This window comes from Verrucosispora sp. FIM060022, assembly GCF_003977705.1.
GTDB lineage: Bacteria > Actinomycetota > Actinomycetes > Mycobacteriales > Micromonosporaceae > Micromonospora > Micromonospora gifhornensis.
The window spans coordinates 561,771-584,253 of record NZ_RQIV01000001.1 but is presented as its reverse complement, the minus strand read 5'-3'; the positions used below and the strand labels follow the sequence as shown (position 1 = coordinate 584,253).

The following is a 22,483-nucleotide window of genomic DNA, read 5'->3' as shown; positions in this document are numbered from 1 at the left end:
CACGCCGACCCCTAACCGGACATTGACTTTCGTGAATTCCACGGCTGCGCGGCGGTAGTCGGGTCGTGGCCGAGCAGGAGGAGTTCCCGTGATCCCGATGTCGTACGCGCAACGCCGGTTGTGGTTCCTGAACCGGCTGGAAGGCCCGTCGTCGACATACAACGCGCCGGTGGTGCTGGCCCTGTCCGGGGTGCCCGACCCCGAGGTGCTGGCGGCGGCGCTCACCGACGTGGTCGACCGGCACGAGGTGCTGCGTACCGCCTTCGCGATGGCCGACGGCGAGCCGGTGCAGCGGGTCCTGCCCACGGCCACCGTCGCGGTCCCGGTCCAGCGGTGCGCACCGCAGGAGGTCGACGCCGAGGTGCGGCGCTTCTGCGTCGGCACCTTCGACCTGGCCGAGCAGGGCCCGCTGCGGGTCCGGCTGTTCGTCGCCCGCCCCGACGAGTCGGTGCTGGTGCTGCTGCTGCACCACATCGCCACCGACGGGGCGTCGATCGCCCCGCTGCTGCGGGACCTGTCCACCGCGTACCGGGCCCGGCTGGCCGGTGCCGCGCCGGACTGGGAACCGCTGCCGGTGCAGTACGCCGACTACACCCTCTGGCAGCGGGAACTGCTCGGGCAGGTGGACGACCCGGACAGCGAACTGTCCAGGTCACTGGCCTGGTGGCGGGAGAACCTGGCCGGTTCCCCGTCGGCGCTGCCGCTGCCGTTCGACCGACCCCGCGCGACGGGCGCCTCCGGGCGCGGCGGCACCGTCACCGGCCACCTCGACGCCGACACCCACCGCCGCCTGGTCGACCTCGCCCGGTCCCAGCGGGCCAGCACCTTCATGACCATGCAGGCCGCCCTGGCCGCCGCCCTGACCCGGATCGGGGCGGGCACCGACGTACCGATCGGCGCTCCGGTCGCCGGTCGCTCCGACGAGGCCCTGCACGATCTCGTCGGCTTCTTCGCCAACTCGGTGGTGCTGCGCACCGACGTCGCCGGCGACCCGACCTTCGTCGACCTGCTGGCCCGGGTCCGCGACGCGGACCTGGCGGTGTACGCGCACGAGGAGGTGCCGTTCGACCTGGTGGTGGAGCAGCTCAACCCGGTCCGGGCACCGGGACAGCACCCGTTCTTCCAGGTGATGCTGACCGTCGGTGCGCACACCCCGACCGACCTGCGCCTCGGTGACCTGCCCGCCCGGACCCTCCCGGTCGACCTCGAGGTGGCCAAGTTCGACCTGACCGTCTACTGCACCGAGCTGCGCGACTCCGACGGCACACCGACAGGTGTGCAGGTGGAGTTCCAGTACCCGGTGGACCTGTTCGATCGGGCCACTGTGGAGTCGATGCTCGCGGTCTACCTGCGGCTACTTCGGGCCGTGGCCCTCGCCCCGACCAGCACGGTCGGGGCCCTTCAGGTCGTCACCGACACCGAGGGTGCCGGGTTCGCCGAGCGGATCGCCCGGGCCGCCCCCGCAGGGGTACGCCGACCGGACCTGCCGGACGACGGGCCGGCGAGCCTGCGGGAGGAGATCCTCTGCGGCCTGTTCGCCGACGCGCTGGGCGTGGACCGCATCGGCCGCAACGACAGCTTCTTCCGCCGGGGCGGGCACTCCCTGCTCGCCATCAAACTGGTCAACCGGGTCCGGGCGGTGCTGGGCGTGGAGGTCGGGCTGCGGGACTTCTTCGTGGACCCCACGGTCGCCGGCCTGGACCGCCGGATCGGGACCCTGGCCGGGGCCGGGGCGCGCCCGCCCCTGGCTCCTGCGGTCCGGCCGGACCTGCTGCCGCTGTCGTACGCGCAACGCCGGCTGTGGTTCCTCGACGAGATGGGTGGGGCCAGCCGGATGTACAACATCCCGGTGGTGCTGCGCCTGCACCGGCCGGTGCAACCGTCGGCGCTGACCGAGGCGGTCCGGGACGTGGCGGACCGGCACGAGGTGCTGCGGACCGTGTACGCGGTCATCGACGGTGAGCCGTGCCAGGTCGTACTGGATCGGGCCCAGCCCGAGGTGACCGTGCTGGACGTGCCGGTCGCCGACCTGCCCGGGGTGATCGACGCGGTGACCGGACACGTCTTCGACCTCGGCACCCAGATCCCGTTCCGGGTGTGGCTGCTGCGCCTGTCCGACGGCGGTCAACTGCTTGTGGTCCTGGTGCACCACATCGCCGGTGACGGCTGGTCGACCGGCCCGCTGCTGCGGGATCTCGCCGTGGCCTACGAGGCACGGCTGGCCGGTACGGCGCCGGGCTGGGAGCCGCTGCCCGTGCAGTACGCCGACTACACGCTCTGGCAGCGTGATCTGCTCGGCGGTGCCGGAAATCCGGACAGCGTGCTGGCCCGGCAGCTCGGCTTCTGGCGCACCACGCTCGCCGGGGCACCGCAGGTCCTCGACCTGCCCGCAGACCGGCCCCGCCCGGCCCAGGCCAGCCACCGCGGTGACGTGGTGCCGTTCGGAATGGACGCGGATCTGCACCGTGCGGTGCTGCGTACGGCGCGCGACAGCGGTACGACGGTGTTCATGGTGTTGCAGGCCGCGTTCGCCGCCCTGCTGTCCCGAATCGGCTCCGGCACCGACATCCCCATCGGCACCGTCGTCGCCGGACGCACCGACGAAGCCCTCGACAACCTCGTCGGCTTCTTCGTCAACACCCTCGTCCTGCGTACTGACGTCTCCGGCGACCCCACCTTCACCGAGCTGCTCGCCCGGGTCCGCGACACCGACCTCGCCGCCTACGACAACCAGGACCTCCCCTTCGAACGCCTCGTCGAGGAACTCAACCCGAACCGGTCCACCGCACACCACCCGCTGGTCCAGGTCACCCTGGTCCTGCAGAACACCGGCAGCGTGCAGAACGGCGCGGCCGGGCCGAGCGCGCTGGCCGGCACCGAGGTCCCGTTCGACACCGGCACCGCGAAGTTCGACCTCACCCTGGGAGTACGGGAGGAGTTCGACGGGGGTACGCCCAAGGGCCTCAAGGGTGCGCTGGAGTACGCCGCCGACCTGTTCGACCCGGCCACGGCGCAGCTGCTGGCCGACCGTTTCGTCCAGCTGCTACGTGCGGTGACGGCGGACCCCGGCACCCGGATCGACGACCTCGACGTCCTCACCCCCGCCGAGCGCCGACGCTACGGCCCCGCGGCCGAACACGGCTGCCGGGCCGAGTCGGTCGGGCTCGCCGACCTGGTCGCGAGGCACGCCGCCGACAACCCGCAGGCCGTCGCGGTGGTGTCCGGGTCCGACCGGATCCGGTACGCCGAACTGGACGCCGACGCCGACCGGCTCGCCGCGCACCTGGCCGCGCGCGGCGTACGTCGGGGGGACACCGTCGGTGTGCTCCTGGAGGCGGGTCCGACGTTGGCAGTGGCCGTGCTCGCCGCGCTGCGGGCCGGGGCGACGTACCTGCCGCTCGACCCGGCGGCACGCGATGACAGGCTGGCCGCCCACATCCGTACGGTCGTGCTCGCCGCGGTGGTGACCACGTCGGACCAGGCGACCCGGCTGGCCGGGCTGCGGGTCGGCCGTACGGTGCTGACCGACGTGGATGGTTGGCGTGAGCGGCCGGCCGCCCCACCGCCCGGGCCACGCGACCCCGGCGACGGGGCCGTCGTACTGGTGGTCGATGACGCGGACGGGCCGCGTGCGGTGCGATATCCGCATCGGGCACTGGTCGGCGCGGCACGGCGCGCCGGACTCGACACCGACGCCGCTCAGGTCTGGCTGGGATGGGCCGCACCGGCCGGTGGCGAGTTCATGATGCCGCTGTGGTCCGCGTTGAGCACCGGAGCGACATGCGTGCTGCCGGCACCGGCCCCGCCGTCCGCCGCCCGGCTGGCGCGGCTGGTCGCCGAGCAGGGCGTCACCAGCCTCACGGTCACCGCGGAGCTGTTCGCGCTGCTCGTCGAGGAACACCCACAGGTGCTGACCCGGCTACGGCAGATCCTCGTCACCGGTCGTACGGCGGCGGCCCACCTGGCCCTGGCCCGTGATCGTCATCCCACGCTGCGCCTGGTGCACGGGTACGGCGGCGTCGAGGGCGGATGGTGGGCGCTGGGCCGGGTGGTCGACACACCGCCGGTCGGTCCGGATGTGCCGGTGGCGCAGGACGGGCTGCGCTGTCACGTCCTCGACGATCGGCTGCGGCCGGTGCCCGCCGGGGTCCGGGGCGAGCTGTTCCTGTGCGGTCCCGGACTCGCCGACGGCTACCCGGACCGGCCCGGTGCCACCGCCGCCCGCTTCGTCGCCGATGCGGGTGGTGGCCGGATGTTCGCCACCGGCACCTCGGCGAGTTGGTCCGCCGAGGGTGGCCTGCGGGTGCACGGGCCGGTCGCCGCGCCGACCTGCAACGGGGTGCCGGTCGACCCGCAGCGGGTGAGTACGGCGTTGATCAGCCATCCGTCGGTGCGCTGGGCGGTGGTGTCCGTCCGGGCAGACGCCGATGGTGGCGAGCAGTTGGTGGCGCACGTCGTGCCGACGACGTCGTCGGTCGATGTCGCGCAGGTGCGGCGGCATGTCGCGCAGCTTCTGCCGGAGCACCTGGTGCCCGCGCGGGTCGTGGTGTTGACGACGGTTCCGCTCACCGGAGACGGTCGGCTCGATCACCGTGGGCTGCCCGACCCGGAGGACACCGGTGCCGGGAAGACCGCCCGGGATCCGCGCGAGGAGGTGCTGCGGGACATCTTCTCGGAGTTGCTCGGTGGGCGTCCGGTCGGTCTCGACGACAACTTCTTCCGCATCGGCGGGCACTCGCTGCTGGCGGTGCGACTGGTCAACCGGATTCGGTCGACGTTGTCGGTCGAGGTGACGATCCGGGACGTGTTCCAGGCGCCGACCGTGGCGGCGCTCGTGGAACGGCTGACGGCCACCGTGACGCCGGCCCGGCCGACCCTGCGCCGTCGAGCCGGCGTGCGGTAGACCTGCCCCGGCGGCGGGAGCATCCTGCCGCGCCGACTGCCGCTGCCCCGGTGGTGTGCTGACTAGCCTGATGTCAGCGCACCGCCGGGGCTTTTTCCTTCCGGCGGGCCCTCTCCGCCGGCAGTCGACGGCCGGACGCGGCACCAGTTCTGTCCACTTTGGAGTTAGACACGCGACCGTCCGGGGCCCACCCCGTCCGCAAACCGCAGGAGGAAGTGCAATGCCATCGATCGACTACGCGGAACCGGTTGTCCAGGCCGGGCCGGGCCGCGACGACCGTCGGGCGAGCACGGTCCTCAACGGCGGGCCGCTCACCGGGCCGGTCGTCGGCGTGTCGCAGGCGTTCGCGCAGCGGGTCGCCGTCGACCCGGACCGCCCGGCCCTGGTCGCCGGGGCGACCCGCCTCAGCTACGCGGAGTTGGACGCGGCTGTCGCGCTGCGCGCCGAACTGTTGCACGCCGAGGGTGCCGGACCTGGCCGGCTGGTGACCGTCTGCCGGGCCCGCAGTGTGGAGGCGATCGTCTCGGTCCTGGCCGTGCTGCGTACCGGGGCCGCGTACCTGCCGCTGGACCCGGCCGCGCCGGCCGCCCGCAACGAGGCGATCCTCGCCGACGCCTGCGCGGGGACGCCGCCGGCCCTGGCCCAGGTGATCGCGCAGGGCGAGGTGGTGCTCAGCGGGGCAGGCGTGCCAGCCGGTACGGCCTACGTCATCTACACCTCCGGTTCCACCGGAACGCCCAACGGCGTCCTCGTCGGACAGGCCGCCTTGGCACACTTCGTCGCCGGAGCGACCTGCCGGTACGGTGTCACCGCCGACGACCGGATGCTCCAGTTCGCCCCCCTGCACTTCGACGCCAGCGTCGAGGAGATCTTCCTGACCCTCACCGCCGGCGGCACACTCGTGCTGCGCGACGACGACATGCTCGACGTACCGGCGCTGCTGGCCGGTTGTGTCCGCCACGGGATCACCGTGCTGGACCTGCCGACGGCGTACTGGCACGAGCTGGCGTACGCGCTCGCCACCGGGGTCGCCGAACTGCCCCCGACCCTGCGGACCGTGATCATCGGTGGTGAGGCGGCGCTACCCGAGCGGGTGGCCCGCTGGCGGCAGGCCGTCGGCGACCGGGTACGGCTGCTCAACACGTACGGGCCGACCGAGGCGACCGTGGTCGCGACGGTGGCCGACCTGTCCGGGCACGACGACGCCGACGAGGTTCCGATCGGGCTGCCCCTGCCCGGGGTGCGGGCCGCCGTCGTGGACGGTGAGCTGTGGCTGCTCGGCGGCGCGCTCGCTGACGGTTATCTGGGTCGCCCGGAACTGACCGCTGACCGGTTCACCACCCTCGGCGGGCAGCCCGCCTACCGCACGGGTGACCGGGTCCGGGTCCGGGACGACGGTCAACTGGACTACCTGGGCCGCCTCGACGACGAAGTCAAGATCAACGGGCACCGGATCGATCCGGCGGCCGTCGAGTCGGTCCTGCTCGGCCTCGACGGGGTGCGCGAATGCGCCGTCGTCGCCCAGGACCTCGGCAACGGCATGAAGCGCCTGGTGGCGTACGTGGCCGGCACGGTCAGCGCGGACGAGGTCCGCGGCTATCTCGCGCAGCGGCTGCCCGCCGCTGCGGTGCCCGGCGTGGTCCGGCTCGTGGGTGCCCTGCCCCGCAGCAGCACCGGCAAGATCGACCGGGGCACGCTGCGGGCCACTCCGGCGTCCGGGCCGGGTGGCCCCACCGCCGCCGAGCCGTACGCCGGCTCGGGGTCGGCCGAGTACCTGCCCGAGCCCGGCGAGGAACTCATCCCGCTGTCCTACTCCCAACACCGGCTGTGGTTCCTCCACGCCATGGAGGGCCCGACCGCGACCTACAACATGCCGCTGGTGATCGAACTGGACGGGGTGCCGGACCAGCAGGCACTGGCCGCTGCGCTGACCGACCTGGTGACCCGGCACGAGGTGCTGCGCACCGTGTACCCCTCGGTCGACGGCACACCCGTCCAGCGGATCCTCGACGACCCCGACCCCCGGCTGCTGGTCGTGCAGGACTGCCATGGCGACGACGTCGACACCCGGTTGGCCGAGTTCGTCGACGGCACCTTCGACATCGCGACGCAGCCGCCACTGCGGTCCCTGCTGCTCGTCGACACGCCGCAGCGCTCGGTGCTGGTGGTGCTGGTGCACCACATCGCCACCGACGGCTGGTCACTGGCCCCGATGCTGCGCGACCTGGAGATCGCCTACCGGGCCCGCCTGGCCGGAACGGAACCGGACTTCGAGCCGCTGCCCGTCCAGTACGCCGACTACGCCCTCTGGCAGCGGGAACTGCTCGGCGACGCCGACCAGCCGGAGAGCCTGATGGCGCGGCACCTGTCCTGGTGGCGCGAAACCCTCGCCGACCTGCCGGCCGTGCTCGATCTGCCACTGGACCGGCCCCGCCCGGTCGAGTTCGGCCACCGGGGCGCCTCGCTGTGCGCGGTCCTCGACGCCGACACCCACCAGCGCCTGCGCAACCTCGGCAACACCCACCAGGCCAGCGCGTTCATGCTCTTCCACGCCGCGCTCGCGGCCACCCTCACCCGGCTCGGCGTCGGCCCTGACGTGCCGGTCGGTACCCCCGTCGCCGGACGCGGCGACGAGGCGCTGCACGACCTCATCGGCTTCTTCGTCAACACCGCCGTGCTGCGCACCGACCTCTCCGACGACCCCAGCTTCGCCGACCTGGTCGTCCGGGTACGCGACAACGATCTCGCCGCGTACGCGCACGCCGAGGTCCCGTTCGACCTGCTGGTGGAGCGACTCAACCCGGTCCGGTCGCTGGCGCACCATCCGTTCTTCCAGGTGATGCTGACCGTCAACACGTCCACCCCGGACCAGCTGCGGATCCTCGACCTCGACGGCCGGATCGCCCCGGCCGGCCTCGACACCGCCAAGTTCGACCTCAGCTTCTCCTGCATCGCCACCGCCGACGACGCCGAGGTCGAAATCTGGCTCCAGTACGACGTGGACCTGTTCGACGCCGACACCGCGGCCCTGATGCTGGAGACGTACCTGCGGCTGCTGCGGGCCGCCACCACCGACCCGAGCACCCCGGTCAGCACCCTCGACGTGCTCACCGACGCCGAGCAGGCGGGCCTGGACGAGCGGCGCCGCGCCGCCCGTACCCGCCCGGTCGGGGTCCCCGCATTCGTCGGCGGGCACGACGGCTCTCCCCGTACCCCGGTCCTGTGTGACCTGTTCGCCGAGGTGCTGAGCCTGACCACGGTGGCCCCGGGCGACGATTTCTTCGCCCTCGGTGGACACTCCATGCTCGCGATCCGGCTGGTCAACCGGATCCGGTCGGTACTCGACGTCGAGGTCGGCATCCGCGACATCTTCCTCGCCCCCTCCCCTGCCGCGCTGGGTCACCGGCTCGGCGAGCTGACCGCTCGGGAGCGGCTCGCGCTGGTGGCCGCGGCGCCGACGGAGCGGTTGCCGTTGTCGTACGCGCAGCACCGGCTGTGGTTCATCAACGAGCTCAACGGCCCCAGCGCCATCTACAACATCCCCGTCGCGATCCAACTCGACAACGACCTCGACGCGGAGGTTCTGGCCGCCGCCCTGGCCGACGTCATCCACCGCCAGGAGGCGCTGCGTACCGTTTTCCGCACCGTCGACGGCGAGCCCTACCAGGTCGTCCTCGACAACCCCGCTTCAGGGCTGACCGTCCTCGACCTCACCGCCGATGAGGTACCCGCAGCCGTCGAAGCCGCCGTCGGACATGTCTTCGACCTGAGTGCCGACCCGATGCTGAAGACCTGGCTGCTGCGCCCCGCCGACGCCGCCCAGGTGTTGGTCGTGGTCCTGCACCACATCGCCGGGGACGGCTCCTCCATGGCTCCCCTGCTGCGTGACATCACCACCGCCTACCAGGCCCGCCTGGTAGGCCGCACGCCCGACTGGACCCCACTGCCGGTCACCTACACCGACTACACCCTCTGGCAACGCGACCTCCTCGGCGACGCCGACGACCCCGACAGCCTGCTGAATCGGCAGTTGACCTTCTGGCGGGAGACGTTGACCGGGGCCCCTCAGGTCATCGACCTGCCCGCCGACCGGCCCCGCCCGGCCCGGGCGAGCCACCGCGGGGGTGCGGTGCCGTTCCGGCTCGACGCGGACCTGCACCGGGCGGTGCTGCGACTCGTCAATGGCAGTGGCACGACCATCTTCATGGTGTTGCAGGCCGCGTTCGCCGCCCTACTGTCCCGAATGGGCTCCGGCACCGACATCCCCATCGGCACCGTCGTCGCCGGACGCACCGACGAAGCCCTCGACAACCTCGTCGGCTTCTTCGTCAACACCCTCGTCCTACGCACCAACCTCACCGACAACCCCACCTTCACCGAACTACTCACCCGCGTCCGCGACACCGACCTCGCCGCCTACGACAACCAGGACCTCCCCTTCGAACGCCTCGTCGAAGAACTCAACCCCACCCGCACCACCGCACACCACCCCCTGTTCCAGATCATGCTGATGGTCGGCAACACCGCCCAGCCCGATCCCGACGGATCGCCCTTCGCCGGTACGGAGATCCCCTTCGACATCGGCACCGTCAAGTTCGACCTGACCCTCTCCATCCGCGAACAGGTGGACACCAGCGGCGCCCCCGCCGGACTGAACGGCTCCCTCGAGTACGCCACCGACCTGTTCGACGAGCACACCGCCGCGATGCTGGCCGACCGGTTCGCCCGGCTACTGACCGCCGCCGTGGCCGACCCGCGCCGACGCGTCAGCGAGTTCGACCTGCTCAGCGACGAGGAGCGTGATCAGCTCCTCGTCGCCTACAACGACACCACCGTCCCGCCCACCCGGGGATGCGTCCACGACGCCTTCCAGGAACAGGCCCGGCGCACCCCCGACCACACCGCCGTCACCTTCGGCGAACAACAACTCACCTACGCCGACGTGAACCGACGCGCCAACAGGCTGGCCCACCGACTCGTCGCGGCCGGCGTCGCACCACAGTCCACCGTCGGCGTCCTCATGCACCGTGGCGCCGACCTCGTCATCGCCAGCCTCGCCGTACTCAAGTGCGGAGCCGCCTACGTACCGGTCGGCACCACCCTGCCACCAGCCCGCGTACGCACCATCATGACCGACGCGAACGCCCCCGTACTCCTGGTCGACAGCCACGCCAGCACCAACCCCGCCTTGGCCGAAGAGCACACACACGGCACCGTCATCGTCCCTTTCGACAGCCCCACTGATGATCAGACGGGCAGTCGCGATGACGACCTGAACCTGCCGTTGGACGACCAGTCCCTGATGTACGTCATGTTCACCTCCGGCTCCACCGGTCGACCCAAGGGCGTGGGTGTCACCCACCACAACGTTCGCGAACTCGTCAACGACCGCTGCTGGAACGCGGCACACCATCGGCGGATGCTTGTGCACTCCAACTACGGCTTCGACTCCTCCATCTACGAGATGTGGGTGCCGCTGTTGCTCGGCGGCGAACTCGTCATCGCGGCCGGGGAAGGCGCCGACCTGGCGGAGATCGCGCGCACCATCACCCGGTACGACGTCACCGCCGCCTACTTCACCATGGGCCTGTTCCACATCATGGCCGACGAGGGGCTGGACACCCTGGCCCGGTTGAAGGAGGTCTGGACCGGAGGTGACGTGGCCTCCCCCGCCGCCGTCGCGCGGGTGCTGGAACACTGCCCGGACACGGTGCTGGTGCACAGCTACGGCCCGACCGAGGTCACCTTCGCCTCCCACCAGCAGCGGTTCGACACCGACCGGGGCGAGTTCGGCGGGGTCCACCTGGGCCGGCCGCTGGACAACAACCGCACGTACGTGCTCGACGAGCGGCTGCGCCCGGTGCCCCTGGGCGGCACCGGCGAGCTGTACCTGGCCGGCGAGCAGGTCGCCCGCGGCTACCTCGGCCGGCCGGGACTGACCGCCGAACGCTTCGTCGCCGACCCGTTCGACCCGGCCGGCGGCCGGATGTACCGCACGGGTGACCTCGTCGCCTGGAACGGCCGGGGCGAGCTGCGCTTCGTCGGCCGCGCGGACGGACAGGTCAAACTCCGCGGCTTCCGCATCGAACTCGCCGAGATCGAGGCCACCATCGCCGCGGACCCGGCCATCGGTCAGGTCGCCGTGATCGTCCGCGAGGACCGGCCCGGCGACAAGCGGCTCGTCGCGTACATCGCGCCCGCTCACGGGGTAGCCGCCCGGACCGACGCCGGCTGGGAGGCGGCCGTACGGCAACGAACCGCACGGACCCTGCCCGACTACATGGTCCCCTCGGCGGTGGTGGTCCTCGATCAGCTACCGGTCACCGTCAACGGCAAACTCGACCGCCGCGCCCTGCCCGCCCCCCAGCAGCAGCAGCGCGTCGGCCGTGCCGCCCGCACCCCGAACGAGGAGCTCATGTGCGACCTCTTCGCCGAGGTCCTCGGAGTTTCCACGGTCGGCATCGACGACGGCTTCTTCACTCTCGGCGGACACTCCCTGCTGGCCACCAAACTGGTGAACCGGATCCGGGCGGTCTTCGCAGCGGAGATCGGTGTCCGGGACGTCTTCGGAACGCCGACCCCGCTGGGGCTTCTCGACCGGATCCGTGAGCTGGCCGGTACGCCCGTGCGGCCTGCGCTGGTGGCGTCCGCACCGGATGGCCCGGTGCCGTTGTCCTACGCGCAGCGCCGTCTCTGGTTCCTCGGGGAACTCGACGGCCCGAGTGCGATCTACAACATCCCCGTCGCCATCCGACTGGACCAGGCAATCGACCCGGACGTCCTGGCGGCGGCCCTCGCCGACGTCGTCGAACGGCAGGAGGTGCTGCGCACCGTCTACCAGGTCACCGACGGCGAGCCCCATCAGGTCGTTCTCGACGGGGTACGCCCCGAGGTGACCGTGCGGGACCTGACCCCCGACGAGGTGCCGGCGGCGGTGGATGCGGCGGCCGGCCACGTCTTCGACCTGGCCACGCAGATCCCCGTACGGGTCTGGCTGCTGCGCCCGGCCGGTGCGCCCCAGGTGTTGGTGGTGGTCCTGCACCACATCGCCGGTGACGGCATGTCGATGGCACCGCTGCTGCGGGACCTGTCGACGGCGTACGCAGCGCGGACCGTGGGACAGCAACCGCAGTGGGCGCCCCTGCCGGCACGGTACGTCGACTACACCCTCTGGCAGCGGAATCTGCTCGGCGCGGCCGACGACCCGGACAGCCTCCTGGCCCGGCAGCTCGACTTCTGGCGGCACACCCTGGCCGGCGCACCGCAGGTGCTGGAGCTGCCCGCCGACCGGCCCCGCCCGGCGCGGGCCAGTCACCAGGGCGACGGCGTCCCGTTCACTGTGGACCCGGCTACCCATGCCGCGCTGCGTCAGGTGGCCCGTGCCGCCGGCACGTCGATGTTCATGGTGATGCAGGCCGCCTTCGCGGTGCTGCTGTCCCGGATGGGCTCCGGCACCGACATCCCCATCGGCACTGTGGTGGCGGGTCGGGACGACGAGGCCCTCGACGACCTGGTCGGGTTCTTCGTCAACACCCTCGTGCTGCGGACCGATGTCTCCGGTGCCCCCACCTTCACCGAACTGCTGGCCCGGGTTCGGGAGACCGACCTGGCCGCATACGAGCACCAGGACATTCCCTTCGAGCGTCTCGTCGAGGAGCTCAACCCGGCCCGCACCACCGCGCATCACCCGCTGTTCCAGGTGATGCTGATGGTCCGGAACGCCGTCGGGGCCGATTCCGACGGATCCCCGTTCGCCGGCACCGAGGTCGGGTTCGAGGTGGGCACCGTCAAGTTCGACCTGACCCTCTCCGTCGCCGAACGGCAGGACCCCACCGGCGGCCCCGACGGGATGGACGGCATCCTCGAGTACGCCTCCGACCTCTTCGACACCGAGACGGTCCACGACCTCTGCGCCACCTTCATCCGGCTGCTCGGCGCATTCGCCACCGAACCCGACGCCCCCGTCGGGCGGCACGACCTGCTCACCGCCGACCAGCGTCACACCCTGCTGAGCGCCTTCAACGACACCGGGGTTTCCGCACCGGACCTGCGGGTCACCGAGGTGTTCGCCCACCAGGTCGCCGCCGGCCCGGACCGGATCGCGCTTATCGACGGCGACACCCGGATGACGTACGCCGAACTCGACATCGCCGCCGACCGGCTCGCCCGGCATCTCGTGACGGTCGGCGTACGGCGCGGGGACATCGTGGGTGTGCTGCTGGAGCGTGGCCTGCCGATGGCCGTCGCCGTCCTCGCCACGCTGCGCGCCGGTGCCGCGTACGCCCTGCTCGATCCGGAATTTCCGGACGCCCGGCTGACCGCCCTGGCCGACGACGCCGCACCGGCCGCGCTGGTCACCGCGAACGACCTGGCCGGTCGGCTCGGCACCGCGCGTCCCGCAGTCACCGTGCTGGTCGACGAGGCGGGCGCCGTCCCCGGTGTGCCACCTGCGGATGAGCCCGCGCTACCTGCCGGCGACCCCGCAGACCCGGCCTGCATCATGTTCACCTCCGGCTCCACCGGAACGCCCAAGGGGGCGCTCGCGTCCCACCGGGCCATCGTCGGAACCCTCACCGGCCAGGACTTCGTCGACTTCGGACCGGATCAGGTGTGGTTGCAGAGCGCGCCGGTCTCCTGGGACGCGTTCGCGCTCGACTTCTGGGGCCCGCTGCTGCACGGCGCCAGCTGCGTGCTGCACCCCGGCCAGCGGCCGGAGCCGGCCCGGATCGCCGAACTGGTCGCCCGCCACGGGATCACCACCATGTGGCTGTCGGCCGGGCTGTTCAACGTCATGCTCGACGAGTACCCCGACACGCTCGCCGCCGTCGGGCAGGTGATGACCGGTGGTGAGGCGCCCTCGGTGGAGCACCTGGCCCGGGCCCGCCGCCTGCTGCCCCGACAGCGCCTGATCCACGCTTACGGGCCGGTGGAGAGCATGATCTTCACCAACTGCCACCAGGTCCAGGCACCGCCTGACCATGCGCCGGTCCTGGTCGGTGCGCCACTTGTCAACCGCGCCTGCTACATCCTCGACGATGAGCTGCGGCCGGTCCCGGTCGGCGTCACCGGCGAGATCTATGTCGCCGGTACCGGGCTGGCCGACGGGTACCTGCGCCAGACCGCGCTGACCGCCGAGCGCTTCGTCGCCAACCCGTTCGATCCGGCCGGCGCCCGGATGTACCGCACCGGCGACCTGGCCCGCTGGACCCGCGATGGCGCGGTGGCGATCGTCGGACGGGCCGACGACCAGGTCAAGATCCGGGGATTCCGCATCGAGCCCGGTGAGATCGCGGCGGTGCTCGCCCGACAGCCTGGCGTCGGCGGGGTGGCCGTGATCGTCCGTGAGGACCGGCCCGGCGACAAACGGCTCGTGGCGTACCTGACGCCCGCTGCGGAGGGGTCGGAGCTGGACGAGGGCGAGCTGCGCCGCGCCGCCGCCGAGACACTCCCCGCCCATCTGGTGCCGGCCGCCTTCGTGGTGCTGGAGCGGCTGCCGTTGGCCGCCAACGGCAAACTCGACCGTCGCGCCCTGCCCGCACCGCAATACGGCCGGAGCACCGGACGTGCCCCCCGTACTCCCAACGAGCACCTCATGTGCGACCTGTTCGCCGAGGCACTGGTAGTCCCCGCAGTCGGCGTCGACGACGGCTTCTTCGACCTCGGCGGACACTCACTGCTCGCCACCAAACTGGTGAACCGGATCCGGGTGGTCTTCCGCACCGAGATCGGGGTGCGGGACGTGTTCGGAGCTCCGACCCCGGCCGGACTGCTGCACCGCATCCGGGAGTTGGCCGGCACGCCCGTACGGCCCGCGCTGGTGGCAACCGAGTCGACCGGTCCGGTGCCGCTGTCGTACGCCCAGCACCGGCTCTGGTTCATCAACGAACTCAACGGCCCCAGCGCTGTCTACAACATCCCCGTCGCACTCCAACTGGACCACGACCTTGACGCGGACGTCCTGGCCGCCGCCCTGACCGACGTCCTGCACCGCCAGGACGCCTTGCGTACGGTCTTCCGCACCATCGACGGCGAACCCCACCAGGTCATCCTCGATGACCCCGGACCAGGACTGACCGTTCGGGACCTCACCCCCGACCAGCTACCCGCGGCCGTCGAGGCCGCTGTCGGACACGTCTTCGACCTCAGCACCGATCCGATGCTGAAGACCTGGCTCTTCCGACCCGCCGGCGCTCCCCAGGTGCTGGTCGTCGTCCTCCACCACATCGCCGGCGACGGCGCCTCCATGGCGCCCCTGCTGCGCGACCTCACCATCGCCTACCAGGCCCGCACCGCCGGCCACGCACCCGACTGGACTCCGCTGCCGGTCAGCTACACCGACTACACCCGCTGGCAACGCGATCTCCTCGGCGACGGGAACGCCCCCGACAGCCTGCTCGCCGGGCAACTCGACTACTGGCGCACCACCCTCGCCGACGCGCCGCAGGTACTGGACCTCCCGGCCGACCGGCCGAGGCCGGCCCGCGCCAGCCACCGTGGCGACGCCGTCCGGTTCACCCTGGACGCGGCCGGCCATGCGGCGCTGCTGCGGGTGGCCCGCACCACCGGTACGTCGGTGTTCATGGTGTTGCAGGCCGCGTTCGCCGCCCTGCTGTCCCGAATGGGCTCCGGCACCGACATCCCCATCGGCACCGTCGTCGCCGGACGCACCGACGAAGCCCTCGACAACCTCGTCGGATTCTTCGTCAACACCCTCGTCCTACGCACCAACCTCACCGACAACCCCACCTTCACCGAACTACTCACCCGCGTCCGCGACACCGACCTCGCCGCCTACGACAACCAGGACCTCCCCTTCGAACGCCTCGTCGAAGAACTCAACCCCACCCGCACCACCGCACACCACCCCCTGTTCCAGATCATGCTGATGGTCAACAACACCGCTCCGACCGACACCACGGGTTCACCCTTCGCCGGCAGCGACATCCCGTTGGCCATCGGTACCGTCAAGTTCGACCTGACCCTGTCCGTCGGTGAGCTGGCCGACGCCACCGGCGCACCCGCCGGACTCGACGGCGCCCTCGAATACGCCACCGACCTGTTCGACGAGCACACCGCCGCACTCCTCGCCGGACGACTCACCCGACTGCTGCACTCGGCCGTCGCCGACCCGCAACAGCGCGTCGGTGAACTGGACCTCCTCAGCGCTGAGGAACGCCACCAACTCCTCATCGCCTACAACGACACCACCGTCCCCGCCACCCGAGGCTGCGTCCACGAAGCCTTCCAGGAGCAGGCCCGGCGCACCCCCGACCACATCGCCGTCACCTTCGGCGAGCAGCGGATCAGCTACGCCGAGCTGAACCGACGCGCCAACCTGCTGGCCCACCGTCTGATCGCGGCCGGCGTCACACCCCAGTCCACCGTCGGTGTCCTGATGCACCGGGGTGCGGACCTGATCGCGGCCAGCCTGGCGGTCCTCAAGTGCGGTGCGGCGTACGTGCCGGTCGGGACCACCCTCCCACCGGCCCGGGTACGCACGATCATGACGGACTCGGCGGCTCCGGTGCTGCTGGTCGACCGGCACGCCGAGACCAACCCGGCCCTGGACGCGGAGCGGGAGCACGGCACCGTGATCGTGCCCTTCGACGGCCCGACCGGTGGCCGCGACGACGACCCGAACCTGCCCCTGGACGACCGCTCCCTGATGTACGTCATGTTCACCTCCGGCTCCACCGGCCGGCCCAAGGGGGTCGGAGTCACCCACCACAACGTCCGCGAACTCGCCGCCGACCGGTGCTGGAACGCCGCCCACCACCGCCGGATGCTCGTCCACTCGAATTACGGCTTCGACTCCTCCACCTACGAGATGTGGGTACCACTACTCCTCGGCGGCGAACTCGTCATCGCCTCCGGAGAAGGCGCCGACCTGGCAGAACTAGCCGACACCATCACCCGGCACCAGATCACCGCCGCCTACTTCACCATGGGCCTGTTCCACATCATGGCCGACGAAGGACTCGACACCCTGGCCCGACTCGAAGAGGTCTGGACCGGCGGCGACACCGCCTCACCAGCCGCCATGCAGCGAGTCCTCGACCACTGCCCCAACACCGTCGTCGTCCACAGCTACGGCCCCACCGAAGTCACCTTCGCCTCACACCACCAGCGCTTCGACACCAACCGCAGTGAATTCCCCGGCATCCACCTGGGCCGTCCCCTCGACAACAACCGCACCTACGTCCTGGACGAACACCTCAACCCCGTACCCCCCGGCGCCACCGGCGAGCTCTATCTCGCCGGCGACCAGGTCGCCCGCGGCTACCTCGGACGGCCGGGGCTGACCGCCGAGCGCTTTGTCGCCGACCCGTACGACCCCAACGGCGCTCGCATGTACCGCACCGGCGATCTCGTCGCCTGGACCAGCCAGGGACGACTCCGCTTCATCGGTCGAGCCGACGGTCAGGTCAAGATCCGGGGCTTCCGCATCGAACCGGCCGAGATCGAAGCCACCATCGGCGAGGACCCCGGCATCGGGCAGGTCGCCGTCATCGTCCGCGAGGACCGGCCAGGCGACAAGCGACTCGTCGCCTACGTCGTCCCCACCCAGGCGGCCGCCCCACGCGACTGGGAGGCGACCGTACGTCAGCTCACCGCCCGCACGTTGCCCGACTTCATGGTGCCGAACGCGGTGGTGGTACTCGACCAACTCCCCGTCACCGCCAACGGCAAACTCGACCGGCGTGCCCTGCCCGCCCCCCAGCAGGGACAACGCAGCGGACGAGCCCCCCGGACCCCCGACGAACACCTGATGTGCGGCCTGTTCGCCGAAACCCTCGACGTCGCAGCGGTCAGCGTCGACGACAACTTCTTCGAACTCGGCGGACACTCACTGCTCGCCACCAAGCTGGTCAGCCGGATCCGCGACACATTGGGCCTCGACATCCGGGTCCGCGACCTGTTCGACCGGCCGACCGTCGCCGGGCTGCTCGACGGCACGCGGCGCGGGGAAGCCTCCGAGGTCCTGGTGCCGCTGCAACCGTCCGGTGGACACCGCCCGCTGTTCTGTGTCCACCCCGGCGCCGGCATGAGCTGGTCGTACGCCGGACTCGCCCGGCACCTCGGCCCGGAGCAGCCGATCTACGGCCTGCAGACCCGGGCGCTGAGCCTGCCCGGCTACCGGGCCGCAGGAGTACCCGAGTTGGCCGAGGAGTACCTGGCGGAGATCCGTCGGGTGCAACCGCACGGCCCGTACCGGCTGCTCGGCTGGTCCTTCGGCGGGGTCGTCGCACACGCGATGGCCACTGCGCTGCAACAGACCGGCGAAGAGGTCGAACTGCTGGCCATGATGGACGCCTACCCGGTGTCCGTCGAGGAGGCGGCCCGGCCGCGCACCGAGCGCGAGACCATGCTGATGCTGCTCGGCGACGACGACGGAGAGACCGGTGAGCTGCCGGACGGGCTCCTCGACCGGTACGACCCGGCGGCGGTGGTCGAGGTCCTGCGCCGTCGCGACCCGGTGCTCGCCGGTTTCACCCCCGGCGAGGTCCACGCCCTGGTCCGGGCCGCAGTCAATCACGCCGACATCATGGCCGCGTACCGGCCCGGGGTGGTCGCCGGTGACCTGCTGTTCTTCTCCGCCGGCCGGGCCGGCGTGGCCGACGGCCCGGCACCGAAACTGTGGGAAGAGCACTTCAGCGGCGTCATCGAGTGGCACGACGTGGCCACCACTCATCTTCGGATGACCGAACGGGAACCACTCGCGGAAATCGGCGAGAAGCTCGCCGCAAGACTTGCCGAATTGGCATAAGAGAACTCCGGAAACCTTCTAGAAGGGAAATGACATGGCGAATCCGTTCGACGACGAGAACGGCACGTTCCTGGTGCTGGTGAACGCCGAGGCCCAGCACAGCCTCTGGCCGGTCTTCGCCGCCGTACCCGGCGGCTGGCAGACGGCCTTCGGGCCGGCCGGCCGGGCGGAGTGCCTGGCGTACGTGGAGAGCTCCTGGACCGACATCCGACCGCGGAGCCTGGTGGCCCAGTACGCGTAAGGAAACGCCAGGTCAGATCACCTCCAGCGGCCCCTGCTCACCTCGTGAGCAGGGGCCGCTCAGTCGTGTCCACACGCCGGTCACTGCCGCTTCGACTGCCCACCTTTCTGCCCGTCCAACTACCGTCTGCCGCCACCGGGCACTCCTATATTCGACGTGTGGGAAATAGCGCGACCGAATGGGTCGACCGCGAGCCGGCGCAAATCTCCGGTGCGTGATTCGCACACTTCGACACGTCTGCTGTCGGCGCTGCCGGCCGTCGTAACCAGGTACGAGCAAAGACCCCGGGAGGCGAGATGTACCAGGCAGAGCAAACGGTGGCGGTGAGAAAAGCCGCCGCCTATCCCGGTCTCCTCGGCGAGCACCTGATCGCCGAGAAGACCAGGGCCGCCATGGCGGTCCAGCAGGAGGCGTTGTACGCCGCGCGGGAGTTTCTGCGTGGTCAGGGCTTCACCGAGCTGCTGCCCCCGCTGATCGGGCCGGTCACCGACCCGGGCGCCCGGGGCGCCAAGGCCCTCGACGTCGACTTCTACGGCCACACGTACAAGATCATGACGAGCGCGATCCTCTACAAGCAGGCGTCGCTGCGCGGTTTCCCGAAGCTGTTCTACATCGCCCCGAACATCCGGGTCGAACCGCCGGAGACCGTGGACACCGGCCGGCACCTGGTGGAGTTCCACCAGATCGACGTGGAGATCGCCGGTGGTACCCGCGAGGACGCGATGGACACCGCCGCCGGGCTGCTCACCCACGTCGTCGCGCACGTGTTCGACACCGTGCCGGACGTGCTGCGGCAGTTGGGCCGTGACCCGCTCGACTTCGCCGAACTGTTGACCGGCAAGTTCGACAGCTGCACCCACACCGAGGCGGTCCAGCGGCTGCGCGACCAGGGTCACCCGCAGAGCCCGGACGCCGAGATCAACTGGGCGGGTGAGGAGATCCTGTCCCGGGAGGCCGACCGGCCCTTCTTCATCACCGACTACCCCAAGGGATCGCGGGGCTTCTACGACCGGGAGAACCCCCAGGACCCGGGCGTGCTGCGCAACTTCGACCTGATCGCCCACGGCGGTTTCGGGGAGCTGGTCAGCGGCAGCGAGCGGGAGGCGGACTACGCCACCCTGGTGACCCGGATGCGGGAGAGCGGCGAGAACCCGGCCAAGTACGACTGGTACCTGCGGCTGATGCGGGAGGGCCTGCCATCCAGCGCCGGCTTCGGCATGGGCTTGCAGCGCCTGGTCCGGTTCCTGACCGGCCTGGACGCGCTCTGGCAGGTCAGCGCGTACCCGAAGCTTCCCGGCGTGGTCTCGCCGTGAGCGCTGAGGGTGCAACGCAGCGGGGCGGGGTCTACGCGCCGGGGCTGCCCGAGGGGCTGATCCGGCAGCGGGCCCGCGAGGGCGTGGCCGCGGTGTTCCCGCCCGTCGACACGTACGGCCGACAGTTGCACGGCGCCGGCGACGAGGAATCGCCCGGCCCCGCCTCCGTCTCCGACGACCTGGACCAGGCCCGCCTGGTGCCGCCGGTGTTCATGCCCCGGCGGTTGGAGAAGCTGATCGATCTGGGCCGGGAGCCGCTGCACGACGACGTGGACCTGGACACCGTCATCGGCGGCTTCCGGTCACCGCTGCCGGTGTACGTCTCGGCGTTCGGCTCGACCCGGGTCGCCTCCGGTGACGCGGGGATCGCGGCCAGCCGGCAGGCCGGCCGGCTCGGCATCCCGATGGTGATCGGCGAGAACATGGTGCCGGTCGGCGGGTACCGGCGGGCCGAGGCCGCGCAGTCGCCGATCCTGGCCCGGCTGCGCGCCTACGCGCAGGAGTGCCCGCCCGGCGTCGGTGGGGTGGTCGTGCAGCAGAGCACCGAGGACGCCGACTCCGAGGTGTGGAACCTCGTCTACAGCGACACGTCGGTGCGCGAGCTGCGCGACTCGGGCCGGTTGGGCTTCGAACTCAAGACCGGTCAGGGTGCGAAGCCGGGACTGGGTGGGATGACCGCGGTGGACGCCGAGGAAGCCGCCCGGCTGGCCGGTCAGTTCGCCGTCCGGGACGTCCTCGGTCCAGATCGGTGGCTGCGCTGCGCCACCCCCGGCACCTTCACCGAGGAGATCCTGCGCCAGCAGGTCCGGTTCATGCGCAACAACTTCCCGCGGGCCCGGGTGTGGGTGAAGTTCCACCCCGGACGTGACGTCGCGCAGGCCGCGACGACCGCCTGGCAGGCCGGTAGTGACGCGGTGACAGTCGACGGCGCGCAGGGCGGCACGGGGTGGGCGCCTCGGGCGTTCCTCGACCAGGTCGGACTGCCGCTGGGCGAGTGCCTGCGCCGTATCGGCCACCCCCAGGGCTGTCTGCTGGCCACCGGCCGGATCTGGGAGGGCGGCCGGGCGGTCCGCGCGCTGGCGCTGGGCGCCACCGCCGTCGGGCTGGGTCGCGCCGCGCTGCTCGCCGTCGACGAGGACCCCGAGAACGGGCTCATCCGCCTGGTCGAGGCCCTGGCGCTGGAGGCCCGGCTGCTGGTCAGCGCGGTCGGCAAGTATCGCGCCGACGCCCTGACGGCAGAGGACCTGTGGTGGCCGACAGCCGCCCCGACGGCCGCGTGGCCGGCGCGTACCGCACCGATCGGCAGTGCGGCATGACCGCGCTGTTGGACGTCGGATGCCACCTGCCGGCACGCAGCGTGGACATCGGTGACATCTGCGTCGACGCCGACCCGAAACGCTTGTGGACCTACCGGCGCCTGTTCGGGCTGAAGAAGGTGCTCCGCGACCCCGGGCAGGACCTGCGACCGCTGCTGGTCGCGGCGGTCGATTCGCTGACGGAGCTGCGCGGCAACGAACACCGGGTCCGCTACGTGGTGCTGGGCCGGACCATCGTGCCGGCGGTCCGGGCCGGGGAGACCCTGCTGGAGGATGTCTGCGTCACGCTGGGCCTACCGAACGCGGTCGCGTTCACCCTGACCCAGCACGCCTGCGCCGCGGGTCTGCTCGCCGTGGATCTCGCCGGACAGCTACTCGCCGCAGACGGCGATCCGGACGCCCTGGCCCTGGTGCTCACCGGCGAGAAGGCCTTCGCCCCGATCCTGGAGACCATCCCGGAGAGCACCGTGATGGGCGAGGCCACCGCCGCCTGCCTGGTCACCGCGAACGGTGAACGGGACCGGCTGCTCGGCGTCGCCACCCGCACCCTGGGCCAGTTCGCCGAGTCGGTCCCACCGCAGCCCCTGCACCCGGACTTCGTCAAGGACCACAACGAGGTGCTGGCCGAGGTGATCCGCCAGGCGTGCCGCAACGCCGGGGTCGACATCGACGACCTGGCACTGCTGCTGCCCCACAACGTCAACATGTTGTCCTGGTCGTGGACCTGCCGCCTGCTGGACGTGCCGCTGGAACGGGTCTACCTGGACAACATCGCGGTCACCGGGCACTGCTTCGGTGCCGATCCATTCGTCAACTACGTCCATGCCCGCGCGGCTGACCGGCTGCGCCCGGGCGATCTGTACCTGATGGCCGCCGTCGGGCTCGGCGCGACGTTCACCGCCGCCGTACTGCGGCACTGAGCCGTCGACCCGCCGGCAGAAA

At 71.3% G+C, this 22,483-nt stretch carries 6 protein-coding genes; all 6 read left to right on the top strand.

Features of this window, described 5'->3' with window-relative positions:
- Positions 1–97 precede the first annotated feature (97 nt).
- The 6 genes from EG812_RS02505 to EG812_RS02480 all read left to right on the top strand — a co-directional run bounded on the left by EG812_RS02505 (position 98) and on the right by EG812_RS02480 (position 22,461).
- Positions 98–4,903, top strand: coding sequence for a condensation domain-containing protein (locus tag EG812_RS02505; RefSeq protein WP_233579405.1), 4,806 nt, complete (start codon positions 98–100; stop codon positions 4,901–4,903).
- A 220-nt stretch (positions 4,904–5,123) separates the two neighbouring features.
- Positions 5,124–18,671 carry a non-ribosomal peptide synthetase gene (locus EG812_RS02500; protein WP_158632479.1) on the top strand — a complete coding sequence of 4,516 codons (13,548 nt, stop codon included), beginning with the start codon at positions 5,124–5,126 and terminating at the stop codon, positions 18,669–18,671.
- Positions 18,672–18,705: 34 nt separating this feature from the next.
- Complete coding sequence (locus EG812_RS02495; protein WP_013734734.1) at positions 18,706–18,912, top strand: MbtH family protein; 207 nt, start codon at positions 18,706–18,708, stop codon at positions 18,910–18,912.
- A 317-nt stretch (positions 18,913–19,229) separates the two neighbouring features.
- Positions 19,230–20,225, top strand: a complete 996-nt coding sequence (locus EG812_RS02490; RefSeq protein WP_050814770.1) for an asparagine synthetase A — start codon at positions 19,230–19,232, stop codon at positions 20,223–20,225.
- The gene (locus EG812_RS02485) at positions 20,222–21,541 is read left to right on the top strand and encodes a glutamate synthase-related protein (protein WP_013734736.1); all 1,320 of its coding nucleotides are present in this window, start codon (positions 20,222–20,224) and stop codon (positions 21,539–21,541) included. The genes EG812_RS02490 and EG812_RS02485 overlap by 4 nt, the downstream gene beginning before the upstream one ends.
- Positions 21,538–22,461 carry a 3-oxoacyl-[acyl-carrier-protein] synthase III C-terminal domain-containing protein gene (locus EG812_RS02480; RefSeq protein ID WP_126711079.1) on the top strand — a complete coding sequence of 308 codons (924 nt, stop codon included), beginning with the start codon at positions 21,538–21,540 and terminating at the stop codon, positions 22,459–22,461. Before EG812_RS02485 ends, EG812_RS02480 begins: the two co-directional genes overlap by 4 nt.
- Positions 22,462–22,483 lie beyond the last annotated feature (22 nt).

Excerpts from the sequence above, each read along its gene's own strand:
- EG812_RS02500 (WP_158632479.1), top strand. The coding sequence starts at position 5,124 with ATGCCATCGATCGACTACGCGGAACCGGTTGTCCAGGCCGGGCCGGGC.
- EG812_RS02505 (WP_233579405.1), top strand. The coding sequence starts at position 98 with ATGTCGTACGCGCAACGCCGGTTGTGGTTCCTGAACCGGCTGGAAGGC.
- EG812_RS02480 (WP_126711079.1), top strand. The coding sequence starts at position 21,538 with ATGACCGCGCTGTTGGACGTCGGATGCCACCTGCCGGCACGCAGCGTG.
- EG812_RS02495 (WP_013734734.1), top strand. The coding sequence starts at position 18,706 with ATGGCGAATCCGTTCGACGACGAGAACGGCACGTTCCTGGTGCTGGTG.